The 15,112-nt window shown below is 68.8% G+C and carries 13 protein-coding genes; 5 read left to right on the top strand and 8 right to left on the bottom strand.

The window, feature by feature from the left end; genetic code table 11:
- Nucleotide 1: 1 nt before the first annotated feature.
- Nucleotides 2–1,678, top strand: a complete 1,677-nt coding sequence (locus NON00_RS14725) for a DHA2 family efflux MFS transporter permease subunit (RefSeq protein WP_370688724.1) — start codon at nucleotides 2–4, stop codon at nucleotides 1,676–1,678.
- A gap of 101 nt (nucleotides 1,679–1,779) precedes the next feature.
- Here NON00_RS14725 and NON00_RS14720 read toward each other — a convergent pair whose 3' ends face one another.
- The 3 genes from NON00_RS14720 to NON00_RS14710 all read right to left on the bottom strand — a co-directional run bounded on the left by NON00_RS14720 (nucleotide 1,780) and on the right by NON00_RS14710 (nucleotide 3,470).
- Complete coding sequence (locus NON00_RS14720) at nucleotides 1,780–2,589, bottom strand: thiazole synthase (RefSeq protein WP_256022393.1); 810 nt, start codon at nucleotides 2,587–2,589, stop codon at nucleotides 1,780–1,782.
- Between the two features lie 4 nt (nucleotides 2,590–2,593).
- Nucleotides 2,594–2,806, bottom strand: coding sequence for a sulfur carrier protein ThiS (gene thiS / locus NON00_RS14715; protein ID WP_256022392.1), 213 nt, complete (start codon nucleotides 2,804–2,806; stop codon nucleotides 2,594–2,596).
- A gap of 103 nt (nucleotides 2,807–2,909) precedes the next feature.
- Nucleotides 2,910–3,470, bottom strand: a complete 561-nt coding sequence (locus NON00_RS14710) for a hypothetical protein (protein WP_256022391.1) — start codon at nucleotides 3,468–3,470, stop codon at nucleotides 2,910–2,912.
- A 184-nt stretch (nucleotides 3,471–3,654) separates the two neighbouring features.
- Here NON00_RS14710 and NON00_RS14705 point away from each other — a divergent pair, with 184 nt between their 5' ends.
- The 4 genes from NON00_RS14705 (at nucleotide 3,655) to NON00_RS14690 (ending at nucleotide 8,947) form a co-directional block, all read left to right on the top strand.
- The gene (locus tag NON00_RS14705) at nucleotides 3,655–4,812 is read left to right on the top strand and encodes a GNAT family N-acetyltransferase (protein WP_256022390.1); all 1,158 of its coding nucleotides are present in this window, start codon (nucleotides 3,655–3,657) and stop codon (nucleotides 4,810–4,812) included.
- Between the two features lie 126 nt (nucleotides 4,813–4,938).
- On the top strand, nucleotides 4,939–5,658 hold the full coding sequence (otsB, locus tag NON00_RS14700) for a trehalose-phosphatase (protein WP_256022389.1): 720 nt from the start codon (nucleotides 4,939–4,941) through the stop codon (nucleotides 5,656–5,658).
- The gene (locus NON00_RS14695) at nucleotides 5,655–7,508 is read left to right on the top strand and encodes a glycoside hydrolase family 15 protein (RefSeq protein WP_256022388.1); all 1,854 of its coding nucleotides are present in this window, start codon (nucleotides 5,655–5,657) and stop codon (nucleotides 7,506–7,508) included. The genes otsB and NON00_RS14695 overlap by 4 nt, the downstream gene beginning before the upstream one ends.
- Nucleotides 7,496–8,947, top strand: a complete 1,452-nt coding sequence (locus tag NON00_RS14690) for a trehalose-6-phosphate synthase (RefSeq protein WP_256022442.1) — start codon at nucleotides 7,496–7,498, stop codon at nucleotides 8,945–8,947. Before NON00_RS14695 ends, NON00_RS14690 begins: the two co-directional genes overlap by 13 nt.
- Nucleotides 8,948–9,037: 90 nt before the next feature.
- On the opposite strand, the gene aat is transcribed toward NON00_RS14690, so the two are convergent.
- The 5 genes from aat to NON00_RS14665 form a co-directional block, all read right to left on the bottom strand.
- The gene (gene aat / locus NON00_RS14685) at nucleotides 9,038–9,694 is read right to left on the bottom strand and encodes a leucyl/phenylalanyl-tRNA--protein transferase (protein ID WP_256022387.1); all 657 of its coding nucleotides are present in this window, start codon (nucleotides 9,692–9,694) and stop codon (nucleotides 9,038–9,040) included.
- A gap of 8 nt (nucleotides 9,695–9,702) precedes the next feature.
- Nucleotides 9,703–10,401: a virulence factor family protein gene (locus NON00_RS14680; protein ID WP_256022386.1), complete on the bottom strand. Its 699-nt coding sequence runs from the start codon at nucleotides 10,399–10,401 to the stop codon at nucleotides 9,703–9,705.
- Between the two features lie 105 nt (nucleotides 10,402–10,506).
- Nucleotides 10,507–13,152, bottom strand: coding sequence for a bifunctional lysylphosphatidylglycerol flippase/synthetase MprF (gene mprF, locus NON00_RS14675; RefSeq protein WP_256022385.1), 2,646 nt, complete (start codon nucleotides 13,150–13,152; stop codon nucleotides 10,507–10,509).
- Between the two features lie 356 nt (nucleotides 13,153–13,508).
- Nucleotides 13,509–14,852 (bottom strand): acetyl-CoA carboxylase biotin carboxylase subunit, encoded by a 1,344-nt coding sequence (gene accC, locus NON00_RS14670; protein WP_256022384.1) that lies wholly within the window; start codon nucleotides 14,850–14,852, stop codon nucleotides 13,509–13,511.
- 12 nt (nucleotides 14,853–14,864) lie between these two features.
- A partial coding sequence (locus tag NON00_RS14665; protein WP_305123364.1) for an acetyl-CoA carboxylase biotin carboxyl carrier protein subunit occupies nucleotides 14,865–15,112 on the bottom strand: 248 nt, incomplete at its 5' end.

Here is a 15,112-nt window from a genome sequence, read left to right as displayed (position 1 = left end):
CATGAGCGCCCCCGCCGTCGCCCCCCGGCCCGACGCGGCGGGGGCGCCCCCCCGTCCGCTGCCGGCCAGCCTCACCCCTGCCAGCCTCAACCCCGCCAGCCTCGCCTCCCCGCCGCGCCTGCCGCAGCTCGACACCGATGCCACCCGCTCGCCCCGCGCCCGGCTGGGCTTCATGGCGATGGTCTTCGGCATGTTCATGGCGATCCTGGATATCCAGATCGTCTCCGCCTCGATCTCCGAGATCCAGGCCGGCCTCGCCGCCAGCCCGGATGAGGCGAGCTGGGTGCAGACCAGCTACCTGATCGCCGAGATCGTGATGATCCCGCTCTCCGGCTTCCTCTCGCGGCTGCTCTCCACGCGGGTGCTGTTCACCGCCTCGGCGGTGGGGTTCACGCTCTGCTCGCTGGCCTGCGCCCTGGCCTCCAACCTTGGCATCATGATCGCCTTCCGCGCCGCCCAGGGCTTCATCGGCGGCGCCATGATCCCGACCGTCTTCGCCGCCAGCTTCCTGATGTTCCCCGGCCGCAGGCGCGCCGGCGCCATGGTCATCATCGGCCTCACCGCCACCATGGCCCCGACCCTCGGCCCGACCCTCGGCGGCTGGCTGACCCAGGCCTTTTCCTGGCACTGGCTCTTCCTCATCAACGTGCCGATCGGCGGGCTGATCGCCCTGCTGGTGTGGAACACGGTGAATATCGACCGGCCCGACCACAGCCTCCTCGCCCGGTTCGACTGGTGGGGGCTGCTCTTCATGGCGCTGTTCCTCGGCAGCCTGGAGTACGTCATGGAGGAAGGCCCGCGCTGGGACTGGCTCCAGGATGAGACGGTGGCCAGCCTCGCCGCCGTCTGCGCCATCTCCTCCGTGCTGTTCTTCTGGCGGGCGCTGACGCGGGAGGAGCCGATCGTGGACCTCCGCGCCTTCCTCAACCGCAATTTCTCGCTTGGCTGCGTGCTCAGCTTCACCATGGGCATCGGCCTCTATGGCGCGGTCTACCTGATCCCGCTCTTCCTCGGCCGGGTGCGCGGCTACAACTCCATGCAGATCGGCGAGGTGATGTTCATCACCGGCCTGTGCATGTTCTTCACCGCGCCGGTGACGGGGCGGCTGCTGGCGCGCTTCGACCCGCGGCCGATCCTGGCGGTGGGGCTGGTGCTGTTCTTCACCGCGCTGTGGATGACGGCGCAGCTCACCGCCCAGCACGGCTTCGCCGAGATGGCCTTCCCCCTCGGCCTGCGCGGCGTCGCCATGATGATGTGCATGGCGCCGATCAACCAGATGGCCCTCGGCACCCTGCCGCCGGCCGAGCTGAAGGGCGCCTCCGGCCTCTACAACCTGATGCGCAACCTGGGCGGCGCCGTGGGGCTGGCCATCATCAACACGATGGTGACGGACCGCTCCTACCTGCACCGCACCCATTTGGCCGAGTCGGTGAACTGGGCGCGCGATGCCGTGGGCCACTACCGTGACACCATGAGCGGCGCCCTGGCCGGCCGGCTGGGGGAGGGGGCGGCGGATATCGCCGCCCTGGCGAAGATCAAGGCCCTGGTGACGCAGCAGGCCCTGGTGCTGGCCTATAACGACACGCTGCTGGCCATGGCAGCGGCCTTCCTGGCCTCGCTGCCGCTGGTTCTCTTCCTGCGCCGGCCGCGCGGGGGAGGCGGCGGCGACGTGCACTGAGGGAAACCCACAGATGGGTTTCCAAAGGCCCCGGGCCTTTGGTGGCTGCGCGGCACTGCCGCGCAGGTGCAGAGAGGGGCGAAGCCCCTCTCAAGAGCTTCTCAGCGGATCAGCCCCGAGGCGAGCGGGCTGGACGGGTCCGCCACATAGTTGCGTGGCATCCGCCCGGCCAGATAGGCATGCCGCCCGGCCTCCACCGCCGCCTTCATGGCGCGCGCCATGCGCACCGGCTCCCGCGCATGGGCGATGGCGGAGTTCAGCAGCACGGCGTCACAGCCCAGTTCCATCGCCTGCGCCGCCTCGCTCGCCGTGCCGATGCCGGCATCCACCAGCACCGGCACCTTCGCGTTCTCGATGATCGAGCGCAGCATGAAGGGGTTGGTCAGGCCCAGGCCGGAGCCGATCGGCGCGCCCAGCGGCATGACGGCGACACAGCCCATCTCCTCCAGCCGCTTCGCCGCCAGCGGGTCATCGGCGCAGTAGACCATGACCTGGAAGCCGTCCTTGATCAGCGCCGCCGCCGCCTCGAAGGTGGCCGGCATGTCCGGGTAGAGGAAGGGCGGCGGGCCCAGCACCTCCAGCTTCACCAGATTCCAGCCGCCGGCCTCGCGCGCCAGTCGCAGGGTGCGCACCGCATCCTGCGCCGTGTGGCAGCCGGCGGTGTTGGGCAGGTAGGTGTAGCGCTTCGGATCGACGAAATCCTGCAGCATCGGCGCATTGGGGTCCGAGAGGTTCACCCGCCGCACCGCGACCGTCACCATCTCCGCCCCGCTGGCCTCGATGGCCGCGGCCGTCTCCTCCAGCGACTTGTAGCGCCCGGTGCCGACCACGAGGCGCGAGCGGAAGCGGTGGCCCGCCACCTCCCACGCATCATCCAGCAGGCCGTGGGTCGAAAGAGTGTCGCCGTCCATGGGTTCAGCCCCCGCCAATGAAGTGGACGATTTCCAGCGTGTCGCCCGCCGCCAGCGCCGTCGCGCCATAGGCCGAGCGCGGCACGATCTCCAGATTGCGCTCGACCGCCACCTTGCGCGTGTCCAGGCTCAGCGTGGCCAGCAGGTCGGCCACCGTCGCCGGTTGCCGGATGACACGGGCTTCCCCGTTGATCGTGATTTCGATGCTCTCCGCCATGTGCCGGAATGTGGCGCGGGCGCCGCTCCGGGGAAAGGGGGTGGTAAGAGATTAGCATTTCAATAAAAATCGAAATAAAATCATTTTTTAATAAAAACAATTTCTATGCTAAATTTATAACCATCTTGGGTGGAATTCCATTTTTTACCTTTTCATAGTCACTTTTATAAAGCATTAGAGTGCATTTATATATAGAACAATCTATTATTGAGCAATTTTGCATCAAATAAGCATTAAATATTTCGGAAGAATCATTTAATACAACAAGATCGCAATTAAAAAACGAAGTTCCTGTTAAAATTCCGCCTCCTGTTAATAGTATATTTGCTGGGCCAATTAATTCACATTTTGTAAATGTTTTGTTTTTTATTGTTCCTTCCATAGGGTGGGCAATCGTAGTGACTGAGATTCTTTTCATGTCAAATTGGTGATGTAGTGGGTTTATATTGTCAGAATTGTAAAGAAATTTTCTGGAAAATTGAATGTGTAAAATATTTTTATAAGAAAATACAGAAATAAAAATCGAAATAGACATAATTAAAAATGTAAAAATCCCCACAAAAATCCAACCAATGTAGCCATAATTATTTATTATAGATAAATTTTTAGAAAAATACGCTAATATAAAAGAAAAAGACCCAGTAGGCAAAACAATGGCAATCACGGATTTGAATTTTATTAATTTATCTAATACAGAAAACATAATTGAAATTCTCTTCATTTAAGACCTCATTATTTCAAATGAGGGGATTTTAAATATAATTTTTTAAAATTCAAACCAAAATTTGGTCGAGGCAGTGTTGGTAAAAAAAGTTGCGGACGTGCGGAGAAGCAACACATGTTGGACCATGAGCCAGCATGACCTGACGCTCCAGCTGCATCGCGCCATCGCGGAGATTCCGGCGGGCGCCTGGGATGCCTGCGCGGGGGGGGATAACCCCTTCGTCAGCCACGCCTTTCTGTCGGCGCTGGAGGAGAGTGGCTCGGCCAGCCCGCGCACCGGCTGGCTGCCGCAGCACATCGCCCTGCGGGATGGGGCGGGGCGGCTGGCCGCCGTGGCGCCGGCCTATGCCAAGAGCCATTCCTATGGCGAATATGTCTTCGACCATGGCTGGGCGGATGCCTTTGAGCGCGCGGGCGGGCGGTATTACCCCAAGCTCCAGGTGGCGGTGCCCTTCAGCCCGGTGCCGGGGCCGCGCCTGCTGGTGAACCCGGAGGTCGGGCTGCCGGTGGCGGCGCTGGCCCAGGCCATCGCCCAGGCGGCGGGGCAACTGGGCCTGTCCTCCGCCCATGTCACCTTCTGCGGCGAGGCGGAATGGGCGGCGCTGGGCGAGGCCGGGTGGCTGCAACGCCTCGGCACGCAGTTTCATTGGACCAATGCCGGCTATGGCAGTTTCGAGGATTTCCTGGGCGCGCTCTCCAGCCGCAAGCGCAAGCAGCTGCGGCGGGAGCGGCGGGATGCCCAATCCGCCGGGCTCACCTTCCGCGTGCTGCGCGGGGCGGAGATCACGCCGCGCCACTGGGCGGCCTTCCACCGCTTCTACCTCGACACGGTGGACCGCAAATGGGGCAGCGCCTACCTGACCGGCAGCTTCTGGCCCCTGCTGGCCGAGCGCCTGGGCGACCGGGTGGTGCTGATGGTGGCCGAGCAGGCGGGCGAACCCGTGGCCGGCGCCCTGAACCTGATGGGCCGCGACACGCTCTATGGCCGCAACTGGGGTGCCGCGGTGGAGGCGCCCTTCCTGCATTTCGAGCTGTGCTATTATCAGGCCATCGACTTCGCCATCGCCCATGGCCTGAAGCGGGTGGAGGCGGGCGCGCAGGGCCAGCACAAGATCCAGCGCGGTTACCTCCCGGTCCCCACCTACTCGGCGCATTGGATCGAGCATCGCGGCCTGCGCCGTGCCGTGGCTGATTTCCTGGCCGCCGAGCGCCCCGCGATCCTGGCCGACATGGCCGCCCTGGCCGAGGCCTCCCCCTTCCGCCAGGGCGAGGACGCCCCCTGACAGAAAAAAGATGGGGGTCTGGGGGAATTCATTCCCCCAGCCTTTTCAGCCTCTTGCCGTCTTGTGATGCCCCTGGCGCCGCGCCGCCCTCTACAGCCCTGCTGCCTGCGGCCTATCTTTCCGGGCATGCCGATCCCACCGATTCCTGCCCTGAATGCCGCCCTGTTCCTGGACCTGGACGGGACGCTGATCGAGATCGCCCCGCGCCCGGACGCGGTGGTGGTGCCCCCCTTCCTCCCTGGCCTGCTGGCGCGGCTGGCGGATCGCCTGGGGGGCGCGGTGGCGATTGTCACCGGGCGCGGCCTGGAGGTGGCGCGGGACCTGACGCAATCCCCGCCGATCGCCTTCGCCGCCGAGCATGGCACCATCGTGGATGCTTCCCTGCTGCCCGGGGCGGTGATTCCGCCGATGCCGCCGCCGCCCACGCCGCCGCAGGCCTGGCGCGAGCAGGCCGCGGCCTATGCGGCGGCGCATGGCCTGCTCTTCGAGCCGAAGAAATACGGCTTCGTCCTGCATTTCCGCGCCGTGCCGGAGCGCGGCCCGGCGGCGGCGGCCTTCCTCCAGGCCATGGCCGCGGGCACGGCGTTCCAGGTGATGCCCGCCCATGCCGCCGCCGAGCTTCGCCCGCATGGGCTGGACAAGGGCAGCGCCGTGCGCTGGCTGATGCGCCACGCGCCTTTCGCCGGGCGGCAGCCGATTTTCATCGGCGATGACGTGACGGACCAGTTCGGCATCGACGCCTGCGCCGAGCTCGGGGGCACGGGCTACCGCATCCCCACCGATTTCCCCGGCCCCTCGGCCGTGCATGGCTGGCTGGAGGGCCTGGCCGGGCGGCTGGCCGCATGAGCCCCGCCACGCCGGCGGCGCCCGGCGGCTTCTCCCCGCCCCGCCTGCCTCCCGCCGGGCCGCAGCCGCTCGACCTCGCCCCCGTGGGCAATGGCATCATCGCCGGGCTGTTCGACCGGCGCGGCCGCTGCTCCTGGCTCTGCTGGCCGCGGCTGGACGGGGACCCGGTCTTCTCCGCCCTGCTCGGCGGGGAGGAGCCGCAGGACGGCTTCATGGAATGCGAGCTGCTGGGCTGCACCGAAAGCCGGCAGGCCTACCGCCGCAACACCGCCCTGCTGGAAACCGAACTCTCCGACGGCCAGGGCAACCGCATCCGCATCACCGACGCGGCGCCGCGCTTCCGCCGCTTCGGCCGCGCCTTCCGCCCGCCCATGCTGGTGCGGCGGATCGAGCCGCTCTCCGGCCAGCCGCTGATCCGCCTGCGCATCCGCCCGCGCGCCCATTGGGGGCAGGACCGGCCGGTGCGCCGCGCCGGCTCCAACCACCTCCGCTATTTCACCGACGACGCGGCGCTGCGCGTCACCACCGATGCGCCGCTGGCCTGCCTGGCGGAGGAGGCGCCCTTCCTGCTCGACCAGCCCGTCACCCTCATCCTCGGGCCGGACGAGACGGTGCCGGAAGGGGCGGAGGCCATCGGCCAGGACTTCCTGCGCGAGACCGAGGCGTGGTGGCTGGACTGGACGCGCGGCCTGCACCTGCCCTTCGAATGGCAGGAGGCGGTGATCCGCGCCGCCATCACCCTCAAGCTCTGCACCTTCGAGGAGACGGGCGCGGTGGTGGCGGCGCTGACCACCTCCCTCCCGGAGGCGCCCTTCACCCAGCGCAACTGGGACTACCGCTATTGCTGGCTGCGCGACGCGCTCTTCACTGTGCAGGCGCTGAACCGCCTCGGCGCCACGCGCACGATGGAGGAGTATATCCGCTACGTCACCAATGTGGTGGCGCTCTCGCCGGGCGGGGTGCTGAAGCCCTGCTACCCGCTCGTCCCCTCCCTGCCGATGACGGAGCGGATCGAGCCCGCTTTGCCGGGCTTCCTCGGCATGGGGCCGGTGCGCGTCGGCAACCAGGCGGCGGAGCAGGTGCAGAACGACGTCTATGGCTCCGTCATCATGGCGGCGGCGCAGATGTTCTTCGACCAGCGCCTGCCGCGCCCGGCCGGCGAGCCGCTCTTCCGCCTGCTGGAGACGCTGGGCGAGCAGGCGGAGGCGCGCGCCCTCACCCCCGATGCCGGCATCTGGGAATATCGCGGGCGGGCGCGCATCCACACCTTCTCCGCCGCCATGTGCTGGGCGGGGATGGCGCGGCTGGCCGGCATCGCCCGCCATCTCGGCCTGCCGGACCGCGCCGAGCGCTGGGCGAAGGCAGCGCGGGAGCTGCACGCGGTGATCTGCGAGAAAGCTTTCCGCCCGCATCTCGGCAGCTTCGTTGAGAGCTTCGAGAGCGACGGCATGGACGCCGCCCTGCTGCTGCTGCCCGAGATCGGCTTCCTCCCCGCCACCGATCCGCGCTTCCTCGGCACGCTCGACACCATCGGCCGGCGGCTGCTGCATGGCGGCTTCATCTACCGCTACGACATGGCTGACGATTTCGGGAAGCCGGAAACCGCCTTCCTGGTCTGCTCGTTCTGGTACGTGGACGCGCTCGCGGCCGCCGGCCGTGTCGAGGAGGCGCGCACCATGTTCGGGAGCATCCTGTCGTGCCGGAATCACCTGGGGCTGTTGGCGGAAGATTTGGACCCGATCCGGAATCAGCTCTGGGGGAATTTTCCTCAGACCTATTCCCATGTTGGGCTGATCCTGTCGGCGATGCGCCTGAGCCGTTCGTGGGAGCACGGTCTGTGGGGCGGGTAGTCGTCGTCTCCAACCGCGTCGCGGTGCCGCGGCGCGGGGAGCCGGCGGCGGGTGGCCTGGCCGTGGCGCTGAAGGATATGCTGAAGGCCAGCGGCGGGTTGTGGTTCGGCTGGTCCGGCGAGACCCGGCCCGAGACCAGGCCCGAGACGCGCGCGGGGGCCACGCTGGAGCCGCGCCGGCAGCGCTCCGCCGGCATCGACTACGCGACCATCGACCTCTCCGAGGCCGATCTGAAGGGCTTCTACGCCGGCTACTCGAACAACACCCTCTGGCCGCTCTTCCATTTCCGCCTCGGGCTGATGGAGTATGACCGGCGCGAGGCCGCCTCCTACCGCAAGGTCAACCGCGACTTCGCCCAGGCCCTGCTGCCGCTGCTGGGGCCGGAGGACACCATCTGGATCCATGACTACCAGCTGATCCCGATGGCGGCCGAGCTGCGCGCCCTGGGGGCGAAGCAGCGCATCGGCTTCTTCCTCCATATTCCCTTCCCGCCCTGGGCCGTGCTCTCCGCCCTGCCGGATGCGGAGCGCCTGCTGCGCGACCTGCTGGCCTATGACCTGATCGGCGTGCAGACGCGGCGCGACCTCTCCGGGATGCTCAACTGCTTCCAGGACGGGCTGGGCCTAGTGCCGGATGCCACCGGCGGCGTGCGCGGCGAGGTGGCCGGGCAGATGCGGCGCGCCCAGCTTTCCGCCCACCCCATCGGCATCGACACCCGCGGCTTCGCCACCCTGGCGCGCAAGGCCGCCTATGGGCCGGAGACGCAGCGCCTCGCCGCCAGCCTGGGCGGGCGCTCGCTGATCGTCGGCGCGGAGCGGCTGGACTACACCAAGGGCCTGCCCCACCGCATGCGCGGCTTCGCCGCCCTGCTCGCCCGCTTCCCCGAGCATCTGAACAAGGTGACCTACCTCCAGGTCGCCGCGCGCAGCCGCAACGAGGTGGCGAGCTACCGCAACCTGCGGCGGGAGCTCGACCAGCTCGCCGGGCGGATCAATGGCGACTATGCCGAGTTCGACTGGACGCCGGTGCGCTACGTCGCCCGCGCCGTGGCGCGCGATACCCTGGCGGGCTTCTACCGCGCCGCGCGGGTCGGGCTCGTGACGCCCCTGCGGGACGGGATGAACCTCGTCGCCAAGGAATACGTCGCGGCGCAGGACCCGGATGACCCCGGCGTGCTCGTGCTCTCCAGCTTCGCCGGCGCGGCGGAAAGCATGGAGGGCGCCCTGCTCGTCAATCCGCTGGATGCCGAGGCCGTCGCCGAACAGCTGGACCGGGCCCTGAAAATGCCCCTGGCTGAGCGGCGGGAGCGCTGGGACAGCATGATGCGCGGGCTGGAGGAACAGACCGCCACGCGCTGGGCGGAAAGCTTCCTCGCCGAACTGGAGGAACTGCCCATCCCGGAGCAGGACGTGTTCTGGGAAACGCCAGCCAGGAACTGAGAGAGAAACAGAAAGAAAGACTCCGGGGTGGCAGGGCCACCCCGGACCCCGCCTTCAGGCTGCCGCCGCCCCCCGGCGCGGCGGGACGCTTCACTCCGCCCGGCGCAGCGCGCGGATGGCGTCGTCCAGATCCGCGGGCTCGGGGAGCCACAGGGCGTCCTCCGTCATCGCCTCGGCCAGGCGCTGCTTGTAGGCGGCGCGAGGGATCTCCGTCGCGCCGAACTGTGACAGGTGTGTGGTGATGAACTGCGTGTCCAGCAGCGAGAACCCGCCCAACCGCAGCCGCGCCACCAGATGCACCAGCGCCACCTTGGAGGCATCGCGGGCACGGCTGAACATGCTCTCGCCGAAAAAGGCCCCGCCCAGCGCCACGCCATAGAGGCCACCCACCAGCTCCCCCTCCTGCCAGGTCTCGACCGAATGGCCGTGGCCCATCGCGAAAAGGGTGGTGAAGAGGGTTTCGATCTCCGGGTTGATCCAGGAATCCTCGCGGCCCGGCGCGGGGGCGGCACAGCCGGCGATGACGGCGGGGAAGGCGCGGTCCACCGTCACCGTATAGGGGCCGTTCAGCACGGTGCGCAGGAGGCGGCGCGGCAGGTGGAAGCCCTCCAGCGGCAGGATGCCGCGCAGCTCCGGGTCCAGCCAGTAGAGGCGGCGGCCCTCCCGCGACTCGGCCATGGGAAAGAGGCCGGCGCGGTAGGCGCGCAACAGAAGCTCGGGGGTGATCTCCAGCGGGCGGCGCGACATGCGCCGCATCATGACCCGGCGGGCGGGAAGCGCGCCAGGATGCGCTCGGCCAGGGCGGGATAATTCTCGTCGAAATGGTGCCCGCCCTTGAGGCGGATGATCTGCGCCGGCGGGCTGGCGAGGCTGAGGCAGGCGGTTTCCTTCTCCTCCTCCGAGCCATAGACGCATTGCACCTTCTCCAGCGGCAGGCCGGGGATCTCGGGCGCCGTGGGCAGGGCGCTCGGCCGGCTGAGGCCGATGAAATCCCCCACCTTGATCTCGAAGGCGGCATCCCTGGCGAAGGCCAGCAGGCTGATGAGGGCGACGCGCTCCCTGCTCTCCGCCTTCATCCGGTTCCAGGCGAAGGGCAGCACATCGGCGCCGAAGGAATAGCCCACCAGCGCCACCTTCGGCATCTGCCACTTGGCGGCATAGAGGGCGATGACGCGGTCCAGCTCCGCCGCCACTTCCTCGGGCGAGCGGCGCTTCCAGAACCAGTTCAGGCAGTCGAAGCCCAGCACCGGCACGCCGCGGTCGCGCATGAAGCGCCCGATCTGCCGGTCGAGATCGCGCCACCCCCCATCCCCGGAGAGGATGATGGCGAAGGTCTCCCCTTTCTTCTGGCGGGGGTTCATCTCCACCAGCCAGGTGGAGGTATCGCGTTGTGCCAGTGCCGGCTGTGCCAGCACGCTGCCCGCCAGGGCGCCGAGCAACCCACGCCTGTTCATGCGATCCGGTCCCGTCTGCGCCGGGCGCCAGCGGCGCCCGGCCCTGAAAGAAAGAAGAAGGGGGGTGCGGGGGAATTCCTTCCCCCGCCCTTTCCCCTCAATCGCTTACTTCCCAATCACGCCACGCAGCCCGCCGGCCTGGAGCGCCGCGACATCGGCCAGCACCACCCAGGGGTCCAGCCCGCCGGGTGTGCAGAGGTAGCGGGGCTCCCAGACGGGTTCGAACTTGTCCTTGAAGGCGCGCAGCCCGCGGAAATTGTAGAAACGCTCCCCCCGCCGGAAGAGCAGCCCGCCGAGGCGGTACCAGGTGGGCGCCAGCCGGTGCGCGGCGAGGCCGGAGAGCGGCGCCATGCCGAGGTCGAACCAGGCATAGCCCTGGTCCTTGGCGCGCAGGATGAGCTTGAGGAAGAGGAAGTCCATCGTGCCGGGCGGCGTCACCGGGCGGTGGCGCATCAGGTCGATGGACATGTCCGCATGCCGCTCGGGCGTGTCGAGGATGGTGGCGAAGGCCAGGATGCGCCCTTCCGGCCCGCGCACCACGGCGATGGGCTGGGCGGCGACATAGGCCGGCTCGAAGGCGCCGAGGGAGAAGGCTTTTTCCCGGGCCCGGTGCTGCGCCAGCCACAGATCGGAGATTTCCTTCAGCTCCGGCAGCAGGGGCAGCACCTGATCGGGCGGCACCCATTCGAAGGTCAGCCCCTCGCGCTCGGCGCGGTTGAGGGCGCTGCGCAGCGGCTGGCGGGACTTGCCGGTGAGGCTGAACACCTCCAGCGGCACGCGCGCCGCCTCGCCCAGCTTCAGCGGCTGGAGGCCGGCATCGATGTAGTAGGGCAGGTTCTCCGGCCGCACCTGGTAGAAGGCGGCGCGCCCGCCCTGGGCATCGGCCAGCTCGACGAAGCGCCACACCATGTCCGCCCGCCGCGCCTTCGGCCCGACGGGGTCGGACAGCGCGATCCAGGACCGGCCGCGCCGGCCATACATGACGAAGGCATCCCCCTGCTCGCTGAAGAGCAGCGCCTTGTCCCCCATGCGGACGAGGTTGGCATCGGCGCGCTCCTGCCCGGCGGTGATGGCGGTGGCGCGGGCCAGTTCCTCGGGCGTGGCCGGGCGCACGGCGCTGCGCGCCGGCCGCATCAGCGCCCAGAGCCCGGCGGCGAAGAGGGAGAGCACCACGCCGAGCGTCGCCCGCATGCCACGCGGGGCGGAGGCGTCCAGCTCGAACTCCCACCAGAGATGGCGGGAATATTCCACGTCGCGATGGGCGAAGAAGAGCAGCCAGGTGGCGGCGCCGACCACGCCTGCCACGGCCAGCCACCAGCCGGGGGTGAAGCTCGGCACCATCATGCGGGCGCGGCGGTCGAAACGCTCACGCGAGGCCAGCAGGGCGATGGCGAGGAGGGAGAGCAGGCCCAGCTCCAGCTCGCCGCCGCCGCGCGCGATGGTGAGCACGAGGCCGCCCAGCGCCAGCACCAGGGCCAGCCACCAGGCGCCATCCAGCCGGTGCAGCAGCCCATGGGCGACGAAGAGCAGCAGCAGACCGCCCACGCTGGCGATGAGGTGGCTGGCCTCGAAGAGCGGCAGCGGCAGGGCGGGGGCGAGCAGCCAGGGCACATCCCCCGCCGGCGGGGTGACGCCGCCGAAGAGCAGCGCCGTGCCGGCGGCGAAGGCGGTGGCGCCGAGGAAGCGCGGCATCAGCCGGGTGGCGGAGCGCACGGCGCGCGTGCCGCCCTGGAGCAGATGCGCCCGGCGGCTGACCTCGAACCCCGCCAGCAGCAGCAGCGCGAGGCAGAGCGGCAGGGCGAAGTAGATCAGCCGGTAGAGCACCAGGGCCGAGGCCACCTCGTCCAGCGACACGCCGGTGTCGCGGAAGGCGAGGAGGACCACCGCCTCGAAGACGCCGATGCCGCCCGGCAGATGGCTGGCCGCGCCGATGGCGATGGCCACGGCATAGAGCGCCATGAAGAAGGGCAGGTCCACCGCGCCCTCGGGCAGCAGCACCCAGAGCACGGTGGCGGCGGCGCCGATGTCGAGCACCGAGACAAGCCCCTGGAAGACCAGCATGCGGGAGGAGGGCACGCGCAGCGCGTAGCGGCCGATGCGCACGCCCCCCGGCCGCAGCCGCCCGAGCAGCACGAGGCCGCCCAGCGCGCCCAGGACCAGCAGGGCGATGCCGCGCAGGGCCCAGGGCGGCAGGCCGGACCAGTCATCCACCGACTCGGCGGTGGCGAGCAGGCCGAGCGCGCCGCAGGCGAAGAGGCCGATGATGAAGCTGGCGGTGACGAAGACCAGCAGCCGGGTGATGGATTCCGGCTTCAGCCCGGCGGCGGCGTAGATGCGCCAGCGCACCGCGGCGCCGGTGAAGGCGCCCACCCCCACCGTGTTGCTGAGGGCGAAGCCGCAGAAGGCCGCCAGCATGGCGATGCGCCGCGGCACCGCCCCCGGCGCCACATGGCGCAGGGCGGAAAGGTCGTAGCCCATCATGCCGGCGAAGCTGAGCGCCGTGGCGCCGAGCGCCGCCGCCAGCACCCAGGGGCTGCGCCCGGAGAGGCCGGCCATGACGGTGGCATAGTCCAGCTCGTGCGACAGGCCGTGCAGCGCCAGCAGCGCCAGGGCGGCCATGACCGCCCCCGCGCCCAGCAGCAGCCAGGGGCGCAGCATGGCCCAGCGCCGCGCGCGCGGCGTCACCACCGGGGGCAGGGCTGCGCTGTGCATCGGCTCGGCGGGAGGCTGCATGGGGGTCAGGCCGTTCATCAGGCGTTCCCGAGAGATATGGGGCCGGCAGTCCTGTCACGACAAACGGCAGGCATGGCGACAGGCTGCGGTTCAGGAATAGCAAAATGATGAAGAGATAGTGGCAGGCCTGCCACGATGCCGGCGGGGCTGCCCGGCCGGGGCGGCGCGCCGGCCCGCCGCGCCGGAAGGCGGCGGGTGGCCCGCGGCGCCCGGACCGGGCGGCCCCGCCCGGGTGAGGGGCAGGGCCGGTAAGGGGCAGAGGTTGGGGCTTATCTGGTCCCGCCGCCCGCGCCTCTGCATGCGTATGTCGCATGGCTGGATGGCGGACGGCGCGCCTGCCCCCCCACTCCTCCCCCTGGCCTCCTCCCCGCGCGTCAGCCCTTCAGGCCGACGAAGCGCTCCAGCCAGTGGATGGTGTAGTCGCCCGACTGGAACTGGGCGTCCTCCATGATCCGCTGGTGCAGGGGCAGGGTGGTGCGGATGCCATCCACCACCATCTCCGCCAGGGCGCGGCGCATGCGGGCGATAGCCTCGGCGCGGGTCTTGCCATGCACCACCAGCTTGGCCACCAGGCTGTCATAGTGCGGCGGCACGGCGTAGCCGGAGTAGAGCGCGCTATCCACCCGCACGCCCAGCCCGCCCGGCGCGTGATAGGTGTTCACCCGGCCGGGGGAGGGCGCGAAGCTCTCCGGGTCCTCCGCCGTGATGCGGCACTCGATGGCATGGCCACTGAAGGAAATGTCGGACTGGGTGTAGCCCAGCTTCTCCCCGGCGGCGACGCGCAGCTGCTCCTTCACCAGGTCGATGCCACAGACCATCTCGGTCACCGGATGCTCGACCTGGAGGCGGGTGTTCATCTCGATGAAGGCGAACTGCCCGTCCTGCCAGAGGAATTCCAGCGTGCCGGCATTGCGGTAGCCGAGCTTCGAGAGGCCCGCCGTCACCTGCGCGCCCAGCGCGTCGCGCTCGGCCGCCGTCAGGGCCGGGCTGCCGGCCTCCTCCACCAGCTTCTGGTGGCGGCGCTGGAGGGAGCAGTCGCGCTCGCCGAAGTGGACGACATGGCCATGGGTGTCGGCCAGGACCTGCAGCTCGATATGGCGCGGCCGGTCCAGGTACTTCTCCATGTAGACGGCGTCATTGCCGAAGGCGGCCTTGGCCTCGGTGCGGGCGACGCGCCAGGCTTCTTCCAGCTCATCGGCCGAGTGCGCCACCTTCATGCCGCGCCCGCCGCCGCCGGCGGCGGCCTTGATCAGCACCGGGTAGAGGATGCGCTCGGCCACCGCGCGCGCCTCGTCGAGGCTCGCCAGCTCGCCATCGCTGCCGGGGACCAGCGGCACGCCGAGCGACTTCATCGCCTGCTTGGCGGCGATCTTGTCGCCCATCATGCGGATATGCTCGGCGGTGGGGCCGATGAAGGTGAAGCCGTGCGCCTCCACCATCTCCGCGAAATTGGCGTTCTCGGAGAGGAAGCCATAGCCGGGATGGATGGCATCCGCCCCGGTGATGCTGGCCGCCGAGAGGATGGCCGCCACGTTCAGGTAGCTGTCGCGCGCGGCGGGCGGGCCGATGCACACGCTCTCATCCGCCAGGCGCACATGCATGGCGGTGGCATCCGCCGTGGAATGCACGGCCACGGTGCGGATGCCCATCTCCTGGCAGGCGCGGTGGACGCGCAGCGCGATCTCGCCGCGATTGGCGATCAGCACCTTCTTGAACATCAGGGGCTGTCCTTACTCGACCACCACCAGCGGCTCGCCATACTCGACCGGCGAACCGCTCTCGACCAGGATACGGGTCACGGTGCCGGCCTTGGGGGCCTTGATCTGGTTGAAGGTCTTCATCGCCTCGATCAGCAGCAGGGTCTGCCCGGCGGCGACCCTGGCACCCAGGGTGATGAAGGGGGCGGCGCTTCGGTCACGCGTTTCCTGGACGGCCGCGACGCCAACGGCCATCTCGCCTTCCCCCGTGCGCGTTACCT

Source organism: Roseomonas sp. GC11 (assembly GCF_024437745.1).
Classification (GTDB): domain Bacteria; phylum Pseudomonadota; class Alphaproteobacteria; order Acetobacterales; family Acetobacteraceae; genus Pseudoroseomonas.
Note: the sequence above shows the minus strand (reverse complement) of the source record. Positions and strands in the feature narration are given on the sequence as shown.

What these genes read in the sequence shown, in the direction of transcription:
- mprF (WP_256022385.1), bottom strand. Translation starts at nt 13,152, where the DNA reads ATGAACGGCCTGACCCCCATGCAGCCTCCCGCCGAGCCGATGCACAGC.
- otsB (WP_256022389.1), top strand. Translation starts at nt 4,939, where the DNA reads ATGCCGATCCCACCGATTCCTGCCCTGAATGCCGCCCTGTTCCTGGAC.
- accC (WP_256022384.1), bottom strand. Translation starts at nt 14,852, where the DNA reads ATGTTCAAGAAGGTGCTGATCGCCAATCGCGGCGAGATCGCGCTGCGC.
- NON00_RS14705 (WP_256022390.1), top strand. Translation starts at nt 3,655, where the DNA reads ATGAGCCAGCATGACCTGACGCTCCAGCTGCATCGCGCCATCGCGGAG.
- NON00_RS14695 (WP_256022388.1), top strand. Translation starts at nt 5,655, where the DNA reads ATGAGCCCCGCCACGCCGGCGGCGCCCGGCGGCTTCTCCCCGCCCCGC.
- NON00_RS14725 (WP_370688724.1), top strand. Translation starts at nt 2, where the DNA reads ATGAGCGCCCCCGCCGTCGCCCCCCGGCCCGACGCGGCGGGGGCGCCC.
- NON00_RS14720 (WP_256022393.1), bottom strand. Translation starts at nt 2,589, where the DNA reads ATGGACGGCGACACTCTTTCGACCCACGGCCTGCTGGATGATGCGTGG.
- aat (WP_256022387.1), bottom strand. Translation starts at nt 9,694, where the DNA reads ATGTCGCGCCGCCCGCTGGAGATCACCCCCGAGCTTCTGTTGCGCGCC.
- NON00_RS14680 (WP_256022386.1), bottom strand. Translation starts at nt 10,401, where the DNA reads ATGAACAGGCGTGGGTTGCTCGGCGCCCTGGCGGGCAGCGTGCTGGCA.
- thiS (WP_256022392.1), bottom strand. Translation starts at nt 2,806, where the DNA reads ATGGCGGAGAGCATCGAAATCACGATCAACGGGGAAGCCCGTGTCATC.